This window comes from Paenibacillus sp. FSL H8-0104, assembly GCF_038050215.1.
Taxonomy (GTDB): domain Bacteria; phylum Bacillota; class Bacilli; order Paenibacillales; family Paenibacillaceae; genus Paenibacillus; species Paenibacillus amylolyticus.
Map to the genome: position 1 here is coordinate 5,699,328 of NZ_JBBOTC010000001.1, position 17,801 is coordinate 5,717,128.

Here is a 17,801-nt window from a genome sequence, read left to right on the forward strand (position 1 = left end):
TGCTTGTTCTCATTCCAAATATAGTTGATTAAAGGAGTATATAATGAAATCCAACAAACCTAGAACGTTACAAAAAAATATAGAGTTTTTCACGGCTGCACTATCCCAATGTATGGTAAGCGCATGGCAGGAAGACCCGGCTGGCGTCTATTGCGAGGTCGGTTGTGGCATTGTGGAGCGGATCAGTGAAGACAGTGTGCGCATCCGAAACAATGACGGAACCAAGAGCCATTATGCACGAGATATCACGATGTTCCAGACTGAAAAATAATTTTTCGTAAATACGTAAAAAAGACTAGCTTTCCGAAACAAGGTGTTGTATACTCTTGCCACAAGGAAAGGAGGTGCGTCAACATTTCTAATGTCATGTTGAACGTGTCCCTTACCCGATCCACTAGCTCAAATTAAAAGAGTCTGGTGGAGGCGCGGGATACGGATCAATGTTTCAAAAAGCGCCACGGGTAGAAAAGCCGTCTTCGGACGGCTTTTTGTTTTCTCTTTTTCTGTAGAGAGGTTGAGAAAACACCCAAAATATTGGAAATGGACCCTTTAGTAGAGAAAACCAGGATGGCTATAATTAGGATGCAACTCAACCTAAATCCGAGGAGGCATCTTGTAATGTTCAAAAATGTAAGGGGTTTCAAGACATCCATCATGTTGGCTTTTGTTTTGTTATTCACCTCCATCATGTTGCCCGCAGGTCAGCATGCCAGCGCAGCACCAAGTTTCGCCAAAGGAGCCGATATCAGTTGGGTTCCCGGAATGGAAGCCCAAGGCTACAAATGGAAAGATAAAAACGGCGTACAGCGCGACATCATTGATATTTTGAAAAAAGACTATCAAATCAATTCCGTTCGCATTCGGGTATTCGTTAATCCTTCGAATGATTATGGGAACGGTTACATGAATAAGGATCGTGCGGCTGCACTCGCACAACGTGCCAAGAATGCTGGCATGAGTGTAATGCTCACTCTGCACTATAGCGATTCTTGGGCAGACCCTGGTCAGCAAACCAAACCTGCTGCCTGGAAAAACTATACGTTCCAACAGCTCATGGATGCGGTATGGAACCACACTCGTGAAGTTATGACGGCGATGCAAAGCAAAGGCGTTACCCCTGACTGGGTACAGATCGGTAATGAAACAAGCAACGGCATGTTATGGGAAGATGGTAAAGCATCCACCAACATGAAAAACTATGCGTGGCTGGTGAATACAGGCCATAACGCAGTAAAATCCCTGAGCAGCGGCACCAAAACCATTGTGCATCTGGCAGGTGGAGATGATAACGCCCTCTATGTATGGAACATCGGTGGTCTGATTAATAACGGAGCTAACTTTGACATGATTGCCATGTCCCTCTATCCTTCAGCTTCCGGCTGGAACACCGCTGTGACAAATACGGTAAACAACGCCAAGGACATGATCAACCGTTATGGCAAAGAGATCATCATCTCCGAAATTGGCATGGACAATAACCAAGCTGCAGCTGGTAAAAGTTTTGTTGCTGCGATGAAAAACCAAATCCGCAATCTGCCAAATGGCAAAGGTAAAGGTGTATTCTACTGGGAGCCTCAGGCTACACCAGGTTATAACAGTGGATATGGTAAGGGCGCTTGGCAGTCGAATATGATGCCAACTGTTGTCATGGAAGGATTTATTGACTAGAACACGGAGAGGTTAGAAGTTTGGATGGGAGCAGTGGTGGCGTTCCGGTGGCGGATCGTTCTTATGATCGCTGTTGTATCCTAATTTCTTGAACAACTTTCAAAAGTTGAAATTAGGATACAAAGGCGAACGCTCCGCTTCTTCAGAATCGATTCCGCCCCCTCCACTGCGTTGCTGCTCCTTGAGACACTTCTAAAACCGTGTGTAGGCAAATGGATTAGGGTAATGAAGAGCGGAAGGCGCTTTCCTGTGGGATTAGCGCCTTTTGTGTGTTTGCGGGCAGCGTGGTGGGCGTTCCGGAGGCGGATCGTTCTTATGATCGCTGTTATCCCCAGATTTTTATGAATTCCCTTTATAGGGGGAAATCGGGGATAGCCTATGCTTCCGATGTAGCTTTCTTGCAGAAAGCTTTCAGGCGAACGCTCCGCTTCTTCAGAATCGATTCCACCCCCTCCACTACGTTGCTGCTCCTTGTGGCACTTCTAAAGCGTGTCGCGTTCAATCGAGGAGGAGTACACCACTCGGGCTGGAGACTGATGTTCTTTTGGCTTACATATGAATATAATAAGTTTATTGAGATAACACATAGGATCAACTTCTAATTGGAGAGGAGGCATAAGGATGAGTTTTTTAAAAGGGCTCGGTCAGTTAGCTGGGGAAGTTACCGGAAAAGTGTTGGGCGGCAGCGTGAGGGTTGTTGGTGAAATCGCGGGAAGCCCCTTTATCAAAGAAATCGGGAACGGCGTAGAGAAAGCCACAATTAATACAGGCAAAACCGTTGGACAACTCGCTAGCGGGACATATGATCTTGCCAGTGGTGCAATTCGAAAAGATGATACCGCCATAGACGCGGGGCTTGCCGATATTGGAGGTGCTGTAACCACTACTGCAAAAGGTGTAGCGATATCAGCCAAGTATGTATATAACAGCGGTAAAGATGTTGTTGTGGGCATGAAAGAGGAAGATAAGGACAGAGTCAAGCTTGGTGCCAAGAATCTTTTAGCTGCTGCTGCGGTAACAACACTCGCTGTCGGTGTCATTGATGCAGTCGATGGGGCTGATGGTGTAGATACGTAGGGATTTGGATTAGATCACCAATAACACAACAACTGAAGAAATACAGCCTAGCAGGGCAACCAAAATATGGAGAAAACTAAATGAGATTTTTTCAAGAAAAATCCGTTGTTTCTTCTGAATAAAACACGAGTAGATGAACACCGTAACCACAATGGGCAGATATAAATGAAGATCCGGACCATCCGTGCTCGGTAATAGTTTATTAATATATCCACCTATCGTCTCGTTGACCATCATGAACCCATATATACTACCGATTATCGCTGAAACTGCAAACTGAAATAGTATCTGAACTACAGCCTTCTTTACAAAGAATGGATCCCGTTTGCGGTAAGGGTTATTAACCATCATATATCTGTCGCCTCCTCGTTTTTCTATTACTCTTTTTGGTTACTATTTTTGATTACTACTCCTGTATTTTACCATAACTTTGATCAGCCTTCCTTTTTAGTTTTTATCGATCTATCGCTCCCCCACAAACAAAAAATTGCCCTCTCCACCTCATTGGCAGAAAGGGCATTTATAACGATTAAGATACCTCTGTTCAGCTTACCTTAGCGAGTCTCGTAGCACGTATCGATGCGGCAGCGTATACGATGAGCGCTGTCCAGATGAGTGCGAAACCAACAAGCAGAACTGGCGAGACCGTTTCCTTGAACACAAACACACTCAGGATCAGCATGATTGTCGGACCAATATACTGTACAAAGCCGAGTGTGGACAACGACATTCGAGCAGCCGCCCGTGCAAAGAACAGCAGCGGCAACGCCGTCACCACGCCGGAAAGCAGCAGTTCGAAGAACATCGGTGCAGGCAGCGTCCATGCCGTTGCTTTTCCCACAATGGCCAAGTAGATCCAGTAGCCGAGTGCGATGGGAAGAACTACAGCTGTCTCCGAAAATAAGCCCACAGAAGCATCTTGCTTAATCTTCTTCTTCGCCAGACCGTACAAGCCAAATGACACGGCCAGCGAGATCGCAACCCATGGGAAACGCCCGTAGTCGATAGCGATGATAAGCACCGCGACACCAGCGATGGCAATCGCGAGCCACTGTCCACGGTTTGGCTTTTCATGAAGGAAGACAACTGCCAGTAACACGTTCAGCAACGGGTTCAAATAATAGCCCAGACTTGTCTCAACGACATGACCGTTATTAACCGCCCAAATGAAGATAAGCCAGTTAATAGCAATTAGCAGCCCACTCGCGGTAAGGGACAGCAGGGTCGAACGACTGGTCAGAATGCGCTTCATGTCACTCCAACGACGTTGGACGGCAACGAAAATCCCCATAAAGACAAATGACCAGACAACCCGGTGCGATAAAATCTCGCCTGCCGGTACATTTTCAAACAACTTCCAATACAGCGGGAGAACTCCCCACATGATATACGCAATGATCGCGTTGATTAATCCACTATTCATAACTGTATCCCCTCTTATTGCTCTGATATCTCAACGGATTATACGCCTCGATCCTCGTTTAAGTAAAGGGGGTAATAGGTCATACAGGAATCCATGCCTAGTTCAAATGACTTTTTGTTTGAGCAAAAGCTTCACGTTTAGCGCTACCAAATTATGCTTTGTGCTTTTTCTTTCTTACTCTCATGATGAAGGTAAAGATCGCCGCAAATACGACCACACCTACGATAAACAAATCAATATCTTGCTCAAACATAAACCACATTTTGTGTTCTACGTTCACTTGTTGTTTTGGTGGAAAGCCTTCCCCGAATAGTTCAGTTGCTTGATTAATATTGTTCATTTCGATGGTTGAACTGCACGGACTACTACTTAATTCACCATCCACTTCGCTAAAGTATATTAAGTATTTATTACCTTCCTTGAAATCAAATCCCCATGTGAAGTTGGTTGCGATAATTAGTTGAGAGTCAACTTCAGTATTCCAACTCCTCTCAACTTCCACTAAAATATATCTAATTTTCTCTTTGGTCCCCGTAAATCCCTCTTGCTTCAAGTCGACCTTTACTTGCTTTACTTCACCATATACAGCTCCATCATATATTTCTAACTGTTCTTGGGGACCTCCCGATTCAATACATGACAAAGCGTTAACATCTTGTGCATTTGAGATAAAGAACACGCTAGATATAAAAAAAATTAACGTGATTATACGAAGCTTCAGTTTTTCCACCTTCTTCTCATAATGTTAATTGGTACATCTTTATTGACCTGTTTAACAGGAAAAATGTTGCATTTTCCCTGGCCGTTAGGTGAATGAACAAAGAAGCAACCAATCGGACACAATTCTTTGCTCCATTTGTCTTTATTAAGTTATTATTCAAGACTAATCTAAAAGAAATAAAACTAAGATATTTTTCTTACAGCAAACCATAACTCAACAAAATTCAGTCCATCTTTAACTCCAGTAATTTCAAATTCCATTCCGTCGACCTGTTCATATCCTGTAGTAGGAAGCCATTCAGAAAAGAATCGTCTATGTATGGTAACGTCACATTTGATCCTATTTTGGTTCCTTTCACTTTCCTCCAACACGAAACACACCGATTACGGTTTCACCATCCTTGTCATACAGTGGAATATCACGACCATCTGGTGATCTGCTGTTCTGTATCGCAATAGCTTCTTCAGGTGTTTTGGGTTGCTCGCCATCCATGTCTTTTTTCAGCAGATATCCGTCTGTACCATCCACACCAGTAGCCAAGATTAAATCAGGTTCCGTTTCCGGAGAAGTCGCATATGCGGCAGAACCATATGTCTGTCCATTCTTATTTTTCGGATAAAAAGAAGTGATGTGAAATTGATTCATCGTATTTTTAACGTTTGTATATTGGGATAACCCTGAACCACTCGATACACTAATCATAAAAACCGCAAAGATCAATAGTATAACTCCATTAGAATACATCTTCACAACTGTTCACTCCCTCATACTTTTGAACTAGCAGAAATTCCAATGAAGAGAAGATGGTTTTCACATAATCTCATTCCATTCCCATCTTTAGAATAATATAACATAGATTCAAAGGAGTAGTTGGAAGTTGAACGATAATCATCTAACCTGTCTAACATTATTGCAGAACTTCCCTCTTCGAAAACATAAAAAACGGACACCGATCTGTGGAGATCAGCGTCCGTTTGTATGTTCCATATTATCATTTAAAAGTATTACTTCACTTCACCAACAACGGTAAAGCGCTCGTTTTTGTGTTGTGGATTTTCGATCTCATCAACCAAAGCAATCGCATAGTCTGCATAGCTGATGTAGCTGTTGCCTTCGCTATTCACGAGAATAACGTCGTTGCCTGCTTGATATTTGCCGGTGCGTGCACCTTCTGGATTAAAGAATCCAGCCGGGCTCAGGAACGTCCATTGAATACCTGAGGATGCTTGCAGATCCTGCAAGTTTTGGCCTTGGTTCGTTGCAGTTGCTTTGTAAGCATCCGGGAATCCTGGGGATTCAAAGACACGCAATGTTTTGGACTCATCTGTGAACAGGCTTCCTGCTCCACCCACCACGATCAGACGAGTGTTTGGTGCATCTTTCAGGATGTTGATCAACGCTTGTCCTACTTCCACATGCAGGTTTTCTTTACCAGCTGGAGCACCAAATGCATTTACAACCACATCGAATGCTTTAAGATCTTCAGCTGTAAGATCAAATACATCTTTCTCCAGCGTATTCAGGCTTTTATCTTCCAATTTGGATGCATTACGAACGATTGCCGTTACTTTATGCCCTCTGTCTGCTGCTTCTTTCAAAATTACACTTCCTGCTTTACCTGTTGCACCAATGATTGCAATGTTCATCATGATCTCTCCTTTAAATTATCGATATTGTTTATGTTTGAACTTTATATTGTAACTATAGTTGTTACAACTAAGTTTGTCAACCATGCACAATCAGTACACGCAAAAAAGCCCCTGATATCATGCCCGTGCAAAACGGATACAATTCAGAGGCTATCTATTAAAGGGACTACATACTGCTTATTTAAAACAAGATTGGGAAACCGCTGTACAACTCAGTTTCTTAACAATCCTTATCAGGCACACCCGCATCTTCCTTCGTACGGAAAGAAGATCCACATCCACAAGTGGCTACCGCGTTAGGATTATGGATGGTGAACCCACCCGTCATACCGGACTCTTCAAAATCAATTTCGAGACCATCCAGATACTTCAGGTTTTCCTTCTCGACTACAACCTTCATACTCTGAATATCCATATACAGGTCCTCATCGGACTCTTTATCGTCAAAGCCCATGGCGTACGAAAATCCGGTGCAACCGCCCGGTGCTACGCCAAGACGCAGGAACATACCAGGTGTTTCTTGCTGTGCAAGCATCTCTTTCAATCTGTCAGCAGCCGTTTCGCTGATGTTAATCATGCCAGGTCACTCTCCTTTTTCATATAAAATCATGTTCAAAAAGGCGCTTTTCAGTACCAAGAAGATGGGATGAAGATAGAAATGGAGTAGCGGAGCGTAGGCAAAACTACGTGAGCAACGGACATTTCGGCTGAATCCCATATTCGACGCTGAGATGCCGCTAGGCATCCTTCGTAATCAAAAGCGGACTTTTTGAACTACCTTTCATTAACTCTTCTTTAAATTATACTCCACCCCGTCAAGGGTCTCAAGTCATGTTTGCCTCTTTCCGCGTTCCCCCTGAACTCCTTTTTCTTCCCAGTGTATTGAACCCCCGCGACACGAGGTTTATAATGAATAGGTGGTCGCACTGAAATGTCGATATTTTGCCATGACTTATTCAGGTGACGATCATATATAGAGTTGTAATTTTTTTCACATTTCGAGACTGTCCGCAGTCCCCAATGCATATAGAGTCACAAGACTCACTTTAATGAAAAAATTAGCTTTACGTACGCAGCACACGCTGCACCGGGTAAATAAGAGTTAGTCCATATAAGAAGGCGGCAGTTGACCGCATCTTTGCTATGTAGTTCTGTATGCAGATCCTACACACAACTCAAATCCGGTTAAGAACAGGAGGAAACAGTATGTCTACATTGGTAACACCGTTCACAGACAAAAGAATGGCTGAAATCGTTGAGAAAGTGCAGAACGGCGTAAGGCTGAACGTAGAAGACGGCGTATATCTGTATGAAACAGATGATCTGCTAACTTTGGGCCAGCTGGCCAATGAGGCCAACTTGCGGAAAAATGGTAAGAAAGTATACTTCATCGAAAACATGAGTCTTTATTTTACGAACGTATGCGAAGCCCACTGCGCTTTTTGTAATTTCCGTAAAGATCAGGGTGAAGAAGGCTCCTATACATTATCCGGTCAGGAAATGATCGATTATGTGGAACAGCATATTCATCCAGGCGTACGTGAGTTTCATATCGTAGGCGGACATAACAACCATGTTCCTTTTCAATATTATGTCGATTCCCTGCGTGCTTTAAACGAGAAATATCCGGATGTTACGCTGAAAGCCTACACGGCAGCCGAGATCGATTTCTTCACTCGCATCAGCGGACTCAGTATTAAGGAAGTTCTGCAGGAGCTGCAAAAAGCAGGTCTGAAAACATTGACTGGTGGCGGCGCTGAGATTCTGTCGGATGAATATCGCAAAAAAATGCGTGTAGACAAAGCGAACGTCGATCGTTATCTTGAGGTGCACCGTACTGCTCATAACCTGGGCATGCGTACCCATACAACGATGCTGTATGGATCGATTGAATCCTATGAGGACCGCGTCAACCATATGGTGCAGATCCGTGAATTGCAAGACGAGACCAACGGATTCATGGTCTTTATCCCACTTTCCATGCAGCCAAAAAGTAAAAACGCGAGCATTATGCGTCGTAACTCGGCTTATGAGGATCTCAAAACAATTGCGATCAGCCGTCTGATGCTGGATAACATCGATCATATCAAAGCATACTTCATTAACATCGGTCCACAGCTGGCTCAAGTTGCTCTTGGATTTGGTGCTTCGGATGCACACGGCACAATCGTTCGCGAACGGATTAGTCATGCGGCAGGTGCACTCACACCTGAAGGCCTTACACGTAAAGAGCTCATATGGCTCATTAAAGGTGCAGGACGTATTCCGGTAGAACGTGATACGTTCTACAATGAAATTCAAGTGTACGAATAGGATATAACTCCATTCACAACCAATATTGCACCAGCACCACTCCAGAACGCAGCTTTCATTATAGGGAGACGTTTGAATTCGAGTGGTGCAAACTGCTGAATAATATCTTCAATTTTCAATGTCTACTTTTCAATTATTCAAATCATAACAAAAGGAGCAGCTATGTTATTGCATAGCTGCTCCACAGTTTACAGCCCCATTTCAGTGGGACTGATGCAGAAAGGAAGCCGAGTCATGAAAAATTTCGTCATTCTTGGAGGCGGTTATGGCGGCCTCACCATCATCAAGGAACTTCTGGAGGGTAAAATTCCATCCGATACACAAATTATTTTGGTGGACCGCAGCCCCTTTCAGGGATTAAAGACAGAATATTACGCACTCGCAGCAGGAACCGTATCTGATTATGACCTGCGTATCCAATTTCCAGTGAGCGATAAAGTCACTTACCGTTATGGAGAAGTTACTTCGATTGACCTGGAACAGCGTCAGATTGAATTTGAAGGCCAAGACCCGCTTGTGTACGACAAACTTGTTATTGGACTTGGTTGTACAGACCGTTTCCACAACACACCAGGCGCCGAAGACTACAGCTGTACCATTCAGAGCTTTAGCAAAACACGCGAGACCTACCTGCGCCTTAATGAAGTCAAAGCCTATGGCAATGTGCATATCGTAGGCGGCGGATTAAGTGGTGTCGAGATAGCAGCCGAACTTCGTGAGAGCAGACCGGATCTGAACATCAGCATTTTGGATCGTGGTGAACGTGTATTATCCGCTTTCCCGCAACGTCTATCCGTGTATGTGCATGAATGGTTCAACGAACATCAGGTAGAGACACGCGGGCATATCGCCATTTCACGCGTTGAACCTAATGCCATCTATAACCGGGATGAACAGATTCTAACAGATGCTGTCGTATGGACTGCAGGCATTCAGCCAGTAAAAGTGGTACAGGATCTGGACGTAACCAAAGACCCTCAAGGACGTGTCGTCTTGAATGAATACTACCAAATCCCGGAATATACCGATGTGTATGTCGTTGGTGACTGTGCCAGTGTACCTTATGCACCTAGCGGTCAAGCTGCGGAAGTACAGGGTGAGCAGATCGCCCATATTCAGCATGCCCTCTGGAAAGGCGAAAAGCCCAATCCACATCCACTCAAGCTTCGTGGCACACTGGGTGCACTCGGCAAGAAGTCTGGGTTTGGGCTGATGGGCAAAACGTCCATGATGGGACGTGTACCTCGTATTTTGAAAAGTGGTGTGCTCTGGATGTCCAAGCGTCATCTCGGTTAATCGAGATCCAGCTCGCTCCAAGCATCGGCTTCAGCAATTTTGGCCAATATGGCGTTATATAAATCTTCCACCTTCTCGGTGGTAACCACTTCGCCATCCACCAGGGCATAAGGAGTCATAGAACATTGGCCGCAGTTAGTGAGGCAGCCGTATTCAATCACGTCATAGTCTGGATTTTCATCCAGTTGATCCATGACTTCATCTGTGCCAAAATGCATATTATTGGCACAAAATTCAATAATCGGTCTCATGTAGGTTCACCTTCTTTGTTTGACCATTTTAATTTGTGGCCAATTGTAATATAATATAGGGGAAAGGAGTTGAAAAAAATGAGCGAAAACGCACAAAGCACCATGTATGATGAAGTAATTGATGTGCTTGACAAACTTCGTCCGTTTCTGCAACGCGATGGCGGTGACGTGGAACTGGTCGACGTGGAAGACGGCATTATTAAGCTGAAACTGGTCGGTGCCTGCGGCAGTTGCCCAAGCTCCACCATTACCTTAAAAGCCGGGATTGAACGTGCCCTTCTCGAAGAAGTTGAGGGTGTACAAGAAGTCGTACAAGTATTCTAATCAATCCTTCACGAAATAAACCTCAAGAGCCTTTCGCTTCGCATGAAGCGGAGGGCTCTTTTTTTGTGTGCATATGCAGAGAGTCCATTTCATCTGTCCCTTTTACCAGATTCCACGTACAATCCTTCAATTCACCTTTTAAGTATCCTCGCGCTGTATGGTCGGACGAATCGGATCAAGTCCTCCAGATACATCCATAATGTTACCTGTTATAAAATCGGAATGATCAAGGCACAGATACGTAATCACTCGTGCAATATCTTCACCGCTGCCTGGGCGCCCTCTTGGCGTTTCCTCGTCGGTGATGCCTGCCATCTCATCAATCGTTTTCTCTTTGTTCGCACCACGAATGTCACCTGGACATACCATGTTAACCGTAATTCCATACGGCGCTTCTTCAACCGCGAGTGTCTTTGTGAACGAAACCAGACCTACCTTGGCAGCAGCATATACTGCACGATGAGGCCAAGATCTCGCTTCTCCAGCATGACTGAAGCCAAAATGGATAATGCGTCCCCATTGCTTGCGTCTCATCTCTGGCAATACACGCTGATCCAGTAACATCGGTCCCAACAGATTTCCCTGCACAAGCATCTGGACCTCAGCTTCAGAATAATCCGCAAATAATCGTCGTTCACGGACAAATGGACCTGCGTTATTCACCAAAATATCAATGCTGCCCAGCTTACCTTCCACCTGCTCAACCAATGAAGAGATATCTTCCACCTTGGATATATCAGCCTGGATGGCAATGCACCGCACACCCTTGGCTATAATCTGAGCCTTTAAAGCCTCAGCTTCTGTTCTGCTGTGTACATAGTTGAGGGCAATATGACACCCTTGATCTGCCAGACTGAGGGCCGTCATTTTACCAAGACCTTTGGCACTTCCCGTTATGAGGGCAATCTTTCCCTTCACGTTCATCCCCCTCTTCAAAGAGCAGTCACTATCCAGTATAAAAGATTTATCGTCCTCCTACAACTCGCTTATCCACAAGGGATTATCCACCTTTAATTCCAAATATATCTTGATTGAAAACAAACACCTATGGTACTGTCGATGATATAACCCGAAAGGACCTCTACATGAATATGAAGAACAAAAGATGGATAGCATTTCTTACACTTTTAATGTTGAGTTTATTCACAGTCTTTAGTGCCTTACAGGTATCAGCGGCGGCAAGTGAGAATGAGCAAGCACCTGATGAGTACGATTGGATTATTGGACCAGCATCTGTCTCTCTGGATGGTAAGGCCACGCTGGAAGTCCCTGAAAGCCATTCCTATCTGGATAAGCCCAATACCCAACGCTCGATACTTAACAGTGATGGAAAGCCTAACGGGAATGAAATCGGAAGCCTAACCAGCAATAGCGAATTCGGCTCGTGGTATGTAGTGTTCGAGTACGTGAAGACAGGTCATATCCATGATGACGATCAAAATTTGAATGCCGAAGAGCTGTTAAGCAGTTATATCCGAGGCACAGAAGAAGATAACAGAGAACTTGATCCTGAATATAGAACGTACATAACGGGGTGGGAAATCGAACCGGCATATGACAGTACCAAACATCAGTTGGTTTACTCCCTTGGTTTCAAGAATGCTGATCAGCAAGCCATGGTCAATTACAATGTAAAACTCCTGACACGCGAAGGGTACATCACAGCCATTCTGGTTACAGATACGGCCAACTTTCAACAAAGCCGCCAGGAATTCGAGGAAACTGTCCTTAATCAACTTAGCATCAATGCAGGATATACCTACGAGGAGTACAATGCTTCGACTGACAAAACATCCACCATAGGGCTCAACAGTCTTCTGATGGGCGGGATCGGATACACAGCTTCCCAGAAATTCAGTGCTCTTCTTTTGCTCAAAAAAGGATGGGCCTTGATCTTGGTTGTCCTCCTTGGGCTGATCGGTTGGATCAGATACAAAATCAAAAGCTCACACGGAGAAGAAGAGAAACTCTCTCCCTCCGAGAGGACGTACCTGCAAGAAGCCGATGAACAGCAGTATGCTGATCAGAATGAATTATCCTACTACCGCCAATCTGGGCATCCATCCAACGCTGATAAACCGGAAAAACTTTGACTTATGTTGATCCCCACGTCAGCACAGATTAGGAAACATAAAATAAGCCGTATATCTCTTTAGAAGAGATATACGGCTTGTTCTTAATAGCTTCACATCATATCATACATATCGTGAATTATTCAGTTGCAGGTTCAACTGCACCTTTATAACGTTCTTTGATGAATGTTTTCACTTCTTCGGAGTGCAAAGCAGCAGCCAGTTTTTGGATTGCATCTGCATCCTTGTTGTCCTCACGGGAAACGAGGATGTTCGCGTATGGGTTACCTTGCAGATCTTCGATCAGCAAAGCATCATTCGCCGGATTCAGGTTCGCTTCGAGCGCATAGTTAGCGTTGATGAATACCAGATCCGCTTCATCCAATTGACGAGGCATCATGGCTGCATCCAGCTCAATGATATCCAGGTTCTTCGGATTGGCTGTGATGTCTTGAATCGTAGATGAGATATTTGTGTTGTCTTTCAGCGTGATAATGCCTTCCTTCGCAAGTAACAACAGTGCACGTCCACCATTGGATGGGTCATTTGGAATTGCTACTTTTGCGCCGTCTGCCAATTCATCCAAAGACTTAATCTTTTTGGAGTATCCGCCAAAAGGTTCAACATGAACAGGTGTTACAGAAACGAGGTTGAATCCACGTTCTTTATTCTCTGTGTCCAGATAAGGTTGGTGCTGGAAGAAGTTTGCATCCAATTTTTTGTCAGCAAGTTGCTGATTGGGTTGTACATAGTCATTGAACGTAACGACTTGCAAACGAATACCTTGTGCTTCCAGTTCAGGCTTGATGCTTTCCAGAATCTCTGCATGTGGTGTAGGTGAAGCTCCAACTTTCAATTCAACTGTACGAGGTGCACCTGCTGAATTGTCTGCGCCGCTATCGGCGTCCTTGTTGTTTCCGCAAGCTGCGAGAACCGCAATCAACATAAGACTAAGTAGAGCAAAAGACCATTTTTTCATGTGTAAAACCCCTTCTCTAATCATTTTGTCATGTGGCATCCGCATTATTGCATAACCATCATGTTATCTATGTGTTATTTCCTGGTGAAAAATGTAACCAAGCGATCTCCAGCCATCTGGAGAATTTGCACTAGAATGATCATCGACACTACGGATATAATCATGATCTCATTTTGATAACGGAAGTATCCATAGTTGATTGCCAGTGTTCCCAGACCTCCACCACCAACCATGCCCGCCATCGCCGTATAGGAGACAAGCGTAACGATGGTGATCGTTATACCAGCAAGCAGTCCAGGCAGTGCCTCAGGCAGTAACACCCGTCTTACAATCTGTCCGGTCGATGCACCCATCGACTGTGCCGCTTCAATGACACCCCGATCAACTTCTCGCAACGTCGTCTCCACCAAACGAGCAAAATAAGGAGCTGCTGAAATCACCAAAGGAGGTATAACGCCGAGCACCCCCGTAGCTGTACCGACGAGTATACGAGTGAATGGAATAAGAGCAACAATCAATATGATAAATGGGACTGAGCGCAAAATATTCACAATCAGGGATAGTATAGTGTACACTGCCCGTGACTTAATCGAAGCAGATCGGGCTGTCATGAACAGCAGTACTCCGAGCGGTAAACCTAAGATAACGGTAAACAAGCCTGATACACCCAAAATTTGCAGTGTCTCAATGGAGGCTTTACCAACCTCTTCCCAGCGAACTGTTGAAAAATCCATCTAACGAAGCACCTCCACATCAAGTCCCTCAGCGGTTAATTCTGATATCGTCCGATCAATCGCATTTGAATCACCCTCGAACCGAACGGTCAGCTGCCCATAAGGAACCTGTTTGATCGTAGAGATTGTACCTTGCAGGATGGCAAAATCCACGCCTGTCTTACGTACCGTTCTAGACAAAATCGCTTCATACGTTTTGTTACCCAGAAAGGATATCTTCACAAGTTTGGAAGCAGCACCTGCCTGCAATTCAACGCCTGCATTTGCCAGAGCGGTCTCTTCCAGAGCAAGTCCAGCTTCATGGTCACGCATCATGAAGTCCCGCGTGATCGCATGCTGTGGCTTCAGGAACACGTCTGTTACAGGTCCTTGTTCCACAATGCCACCTTGATGAATGACAGCCACCTTGTCACAGATGTTCTGAATGACATGCATCTCATGTGTGATCAGCACAATCGTTAGGTTGTACTTTTCATTAATGTCGAGTAATAACTTCAGGATTGAATTTGTCGTCTGCGGATCAAGTGCCGAAGTAGCCTCATCACAGAGAAGTACATTTGGATCACTTGCAAGTGCTCTCGCAATCCCTACACGTTGTTTCTGGCCACCCGATAATTGAGCCGGATATTTGCTGCTGTGGTGCTCCAGACCAACCAGTGCAAGCATTTCCTTCACTTTGCGATCAATGGCTTCCTTGGGTGTATTCACAAGCTTTAGTGGAAAAGCTACATTGTCATATACCGTTGCCGAAGATAACAGATTAAAGTGTTGAAAAATCATTCCGATCTTGCGTCTCTGTTGCTGCAATTCGGTTTTGCTCAGTTCAGTCAGGTTAATTCCGTCAAGCCATACCTCACCCTCCGTAGGCCGTTCCAGCAAATTAATACAGCGAATCAATGTGCTTTTGCCCGCTCCGGAATGGCCAATCACTCCGTAGATTTCGCCCTTTTGGATGCTCAAATTCAACTCGGATAACGCTGTTGTAGATTTTGTTCCTTTGCCGTACGTTTTCGTTAAACCTTTTAATTCAATCAATCGCACTTGCCCCTTTCCAACCACCTACTTGTATCTTTACCCGATCTAAAGGAAAACTCCCCTTAAAGTACAAAAAAAGAGCCCTTTGCAGATACAAAGAGGGCTCTTCACGTGAAAGAATATACCTTCTCATCTGCCAAAATCGTGTCTTGCACCATTTTGTAGGAATTAGCACCTAACATCTATAACGAACGATACATGTATCATGTCATTACAAATCGGTTGCCGGGCTTCATCGGGCCTGTCCCTCCGCCGCTCTCGATAAGAAATATGTTGTTGTAGGATTTTATAAGTTCATGTAGTTTATGCTTTATAATGTGAACGTAACTTCCAAAAAATCAGTTATATCCGTGTAACATTCGATTGAAACTCAGTATATTCCAAGTATTCCGATTTGTCAAAGGGAATTATTTCTTTTCCATATTTTATTGATATAACTATAAGAGGCTGTTAACGTTTCACAGACCATATCGACACCCTGACGCATTTCCTGCACATGCTGATTCAGATCCTCCAATTTCACTTTACCTTGCAAGGTCTGGTGTAACTGCCACAGGTCATCGTGCATTTCTGAGTTCATGTAGTGAATTTCCATATTACGTCGTTTGCGCAGCTTGCTCATCGGCTCACGATAAGAGTCCTTGATCTGTATTAATTGCAACGCAAGATCATGATGTTCCCTCGCATAGTCGAACTGCCTTAACATTGTGAAATAAGAAAAATGCGCTTTGGTATTTGAAGTATTCAACTGGAATATTTCATTTAATACCGTGCCGACTTTATCCAGAATGGCAAAGCAGCGGATAAAGCCATCTTTGTAGAAATACACATACCGTGCATACTCGGCTTTTTCAGTCGGCGTCATATCATCCGTTGATCCTGCAACGACCTTTTTACGAAAATGAGCAGCAGCGAAACAGCTTTGCTCCAGTTCATCCAGTGAGGAGATGAGTCCCTGAGTCCACACATACAGTTTCCGATAGTCATGCGTGGGATCATGGTCCACATGCATTTGTCGTTGAAATAGCTCAAGCGTATGCGCCATTGCGTCCATCGCTGCCTTCAATTTACCTTCGTTTATACGTGGCTTTTCCCCCAACAACGTTCGCAGCATATCTAACCTCCTCTTTTCCAAATCAACAAGAATTCATCACCGTAAACGAAACATCATTCATTCCGTGTAATTGCTGCTTGCCATAGGTTGCCCTGATCCCTCTGACATCAAACAAAGTCCACCTGTCCAATGATGTACATCACTGGATGGTGGACTTTCATATTTAAAAACGATTAGCCGGGCGATGTAGCTTGTACACCAGGAAACTCATATACGTTAAGACTCCGAACAATATGGCGATATCCAGCATATGAGCAAGAGCTACGAACATGTATACTTCCGGACGGTTCATTGTCACCATCATGAAAATACCAATGACTACTTGCATCAGAATAAGAACAACGGATACCACACCCAGAGTACGCATTTCCTTGTTGTCCGGATGATTACGGTAAGCGAAATGACCCAGGATTGCGATAACAATCACGAGCGACGCAGCTGCTGCACGGTGAGCAAAAGCAACCGCTACCCCACCCGAAAGCTCAGGAATAATCTGACCGTTACAAAGCGGAAATCCAGAACATCCGCCGGCAGAATCCGTGTGACTCACAAATGCACCTGTGTATACCACGAGATATGTGTAAATGGTGGAGAACCAGACCAGATTCCTGAATTTTTTGCTAACCCGAGGGTATTTATTCAGGCGCTCCAATCCGCCATCTTTGGCCTCCTGCCTTATGCCCAGCGCCATCATTAGAGAACTCGCAAAAGCAATCAGTGCAAAACCAAAATGCAGTGCCATGACTGCTGAAGATTGGGAGAAGACAACGGCAAAAGCCCCCATGATTCCCTGGACGATAACAAATACCAGAGTTAAGAAAGAAAACAATTGCAGGTCACGGCGTGACTTGCCAAACCGCAGAAAAGCAACAAACGAGGCAATGGACAACAGTCCAGCCAGTGCACTTACAGCGCGATGGGAATATTCAATGAGTGAAGCCACAGTATGTGCGGGAACGAGTTTTCCGTTACATAAAGGCCATTCTGTTCCACAGCCAAGGCCTGATTCCGTTTTGGTTACGATGCCTCCACCAAAAGTGGCCAGAAACATGACAAGACAGGTTAATACGGTTAACCATTTAAACAAAGTTAAGTGTTTCAATTTTTTCTCACCCGCTGTTGGTTTAAGATGGCGAAGAATATTC

20 protein-coding genes and 1 riboswitch are annotated in these 17,801 nt (G+C 44.5%); of the genes, 7 read left to right on the forward strand and 13 right to left on the reverse strand.

Going from position 1 to position 17,801, the window contains the following annotated elements:
* The first annotated feature begins 43 nt into the window (after nucleotides 1-43).
* The 3 genes from NST38_RS25080 to NST38_RS25090 all read left to right on the forward strand — a co-directional run bounded on the left by NST38_RS25080 (nucleotide 44) and on the right by NST38_RS25090 (nucleotide 2,745).
* Complete coding sequence (locus NST38_RS25080) at nucleotides 44-271, forward strand: hypothetical protein (protein ID WP_017692425.1); 228 nt, start codon at nucleotides 44-46, stop codon at nucleotides 269-271.
* Nucleotides 272-618: 347 nt separating this feature from the next.
* Nucleotides 619-1,668, forward strand: a complete 1,050-nt coding sequence (locus tag NST38_RS25085) for a glycoside hydrolase family 53 protein (protein WP_036605759.1) — start codon at nucleotides 619-621, stop codon at nucleotides 1,666-1,668.
* Nucleotides 1,669-2,289: 621 nt separating this feature from the next.
* The gene (locus NST38_RS25090; RefSeq protein ID WP_341344097.1) at nucleotides 2,290-2,745 is read left to right on the forward strand and encodes a hypothetical protein; all 456 of its coding nucleotides are present in this window, start codon (nucleotides 2,290-2,292) and stop codon (nucleotides 2,743-2,745) included.
* Between the two features lie 9 nt (nucleotides 2,746-2,754).
* On the opposite strand, the gene NST38_RS25095 is transcribed toward NST38_RS25090, so the two are convergent.
* From NST38_RS25095 to NST38_RS25120, 6 genes are all read right to left on the reverse strand, one after another.
* Nucleotides 2,755-3,096: a hypothetical protein gene (locus NST38_RS25095; protein WP_341344098.1), complete on the reverse strand. Its 342-nt coding sequence runs from the start codon at nucleotides 3,094-3,096 to the stop codon at nucleotides 2,755-2,757.
* A gap of 193 nt (nucleotides 3,097-3,289) precedes the next feature.
* Nucleotides 3,290-4,168: an EamA family transporter RarD gene (gene rarD, locus NST38_RS25100; RefSeq protein WP_340018462.1), complete on the reverse strand. Its 879-nt coding sequence runs from the start codon at nucleotides 4,166-4,168 to the stop codon at nucleotides 3,290-3,292.
* 151 nt (nucleotides 4,169-4,319) lie between these two features.
* Nucleotides 4,320-4,898, reverse strand: coding sequence for a hypothetical protein (locus tag NST38_RS25105; protein WP_341344099.1), 579 nt, complete (start codon nucleotides 4,896-4,898; stop codon nucleotides 4,320-4,322).
* Nucleotides 4,899-5,243: 345 nt separating this feature from the next.
* Entirely contained in the window at nucleotides 5,244-5,639 is a 396-nt protein-coding gene (locus NST38_RS25110; RefSeq protein WP_341344100.1) for a hypothetical protein, read from the reverse strand.
* Nucleotides 5,640-5,893: 254 nt separating this feature from the next.
* Nucleotides 5,894-6,535, reverse strand: a complete 642-nt coding sequence (locus NST38_RS25115) for an NAD(P)-dependent oxidoreductase (protein ID WP_341344101.1) — start codon at nucleotides 6,533-6,535, stop codon at nucleotides 5,894-5,896.
* Nucleotides 6,536-6,758: 223 nt separating this feature from the next.
* Nucleotides 6,759-7,115 carry a HesB/IscA family protein gene (locus tag NST38_RS25120; RefSeq protein WP_036605753.1) on the reverse strand — a complete coding sequence of 119 codons (357 nt, stop codon included), beginning with the start codon at nucleotides 7,113-7,115 and terminating at the stop codon, nucleotides 6,759-6,761.
* A 629-nt stretch (nucleotides 7,116-7,744) separates the two neighbouring features.
* Here NST38_RS25120 and mqnE point away from each other — a divergent pair.
* Both mqnE and NST38_RS25130 read left to right on the forward strand, forming a co-directional pair.
* A complete protein-coding gene (mqnE, locus tag NST38_RS25125) occupies nucleotides 7,745-8,851 on the forward strand; it encodes an aminofutalosine synthase MqnE (RefSeq protein WP_047841294.1) in 1,107 nt (368 codons plus the stop codon).
* Nucleotides 8,852-9,085: 234 nt separating this feature from the next.
* Nucleotides 9,086-10,147: an NAD(P)/FAD-dependent oxidoreductase gene (locus tag NST38_RS25130; protein WP_036605751.1), complete on the forward strand. Its 1,062-nt coding sequence runs from the start codon at nucleotides 9,086-9,088 to the stop codon at nucleotides 10,145-10,147.
* Here the strand turns inward: NST38_RS25130 and NST38_RS25135 are convergent.
* Nucleotides 10,144-10,398: a YuzB family protein gene (locus NST38_RS25135; protein WP_341344102.1), complete on the reverse strand. Its 255-nt coding sequence runs from the start codon at nucleotides 10,396-10,398 to the stop codon at nucleotides 10,144-10,146. The genes NST38_RS25130 and NST38_RS25135 overlap by 4 nt on opposite strands.
* Nucleotides 10,399-10,476: 78 nt before the next feature.
* On the opposite strand from NST38_RS25135, the gene NST38_RS25140 reads away from it, so the two are divergent.
* The gene (locus tag NST38_RS25140; protein ID WP_017692412.1) at nucleotides 10,477-10,722 is read left to right on the forward strand and encodes a NifU family protein; all 246 of its coding nucleotides are present in this window, start codon (nucleotides 10,477-10,479) and stop codon (nucleotides 10,720-10,722) included.
* Between the two features lie 138 nt (nucleotides 10,723-10,860).
* On the opposite strand, the gene NST38_RS25145 is transcribed toward NST38_RS25140, so the two are convergent.
* Nucleotides 10,861-11,640: an SDR family oxidoreductase gene (locus NST38_RS25145; protein WP_253503151.1), complete on the reverse strand. Its 780-nt coding sequence runs from the start codon at nucleotides 11,638-11,640 to the stop codon at nucleotides 10,861-10,863.
* A 212-nt stretch (nucleotides 11,641-11,852) separates the two neighbouring features.
* On the opposite strand from NST38_RS25145, the gene NST38_RS25150 reads away from it, so the two are divergent.
* Nucleotides 11,853-12,815, forward strand: a complete 963-nt coding sequence (locus NST38_RS25150) for a DUF2167 domain-containing protein (RefSeq protein WP_341344103.1) — start codon at nucleotides 11,853-11,855, stop codon at nucleotides 12,813-12,815.
* Between the two features lie 118 nt (nucleotides 12,816-12,933).
* On the opposite strand, the gene NST38_RS25155 is transcribed toward NST38_RS25150, so the two are convergent.
* The 5 genes from NST38_RS25155 to NST38_RS25175 form a co-directional block, all read right to left on the reverse strand.
* Nucleotides 12,934-13,773 (reverse strand): MetQ/NlpA family ABC transporter substrate-binding protein, encoded by an 840-nt coding sequence (locus tag NST38_RS25155; RefSeq protein WP_036673328.1) that lies wholly within the window; start codon nucleotides 13,771-13,773, stop codon nucleotides 12,934-12,936.
* Between the two features lie 74 nt (nucleotides 13,774-13,847).
* Nucleotides 13,848-14,507, reverse strand: a complete 660-nt coding sequence (locus NST38_RS25160; RefSeq protein ID WP_036673326.1) for a methionine ABC transporter permease — start codon at nucleotides 14,505-14,507, stop codon at nucleotides 13,848-13,850.
* Nucleotides 14,508-15,542 carry a methionine ABC transporter ATP-binding protein gene (locus NST38_RS25165; protein WP_341344104.1) on the reverse strand — a complete coding sequence of 345 codons (1,035 nt, stop codon included), beginning with the start codon at nucleotides 15,540-15,542 and terminating at the stop codon, nucleotides 14,508-14,510. It lies immediately after the preceding gene.
* 126 nt (nucleotides 15,543-15,668) lie between these two features.
* Nucleotides 15,669-15,810, reverse strand: a riboswitch (SAM riboswitch).
* Between the two features lie 129 nt (nucleotides 15,811-15,939).
* Nucleotides 15,940-16,656: a Cthe_2314 family HEPN domain-containing protein gene (locus tag NST38_RS25170; protein ID WP_076253223.1), complete on the reverse strand. Its 717-nt coding sequence runs from the start codon at nucleotides 16,654-16,656 to the stop codon at nucleotides 15,940-15,942.
* A gap of 163 nt (nucleotides 16,657-16,819) precedes the next feature.
* A complete protein-coding gene (locus NST38_RS25175; protein ID WP_243391500.1) occupies nucleotides 16,820-17,707 on the reverse strand; it encodes a COX15/CtaA family protein in 888 nt (295 codons plus the stop codon).
* Nucleotides 17,708-17,801 lie beyond the last annotated feature (94 nt).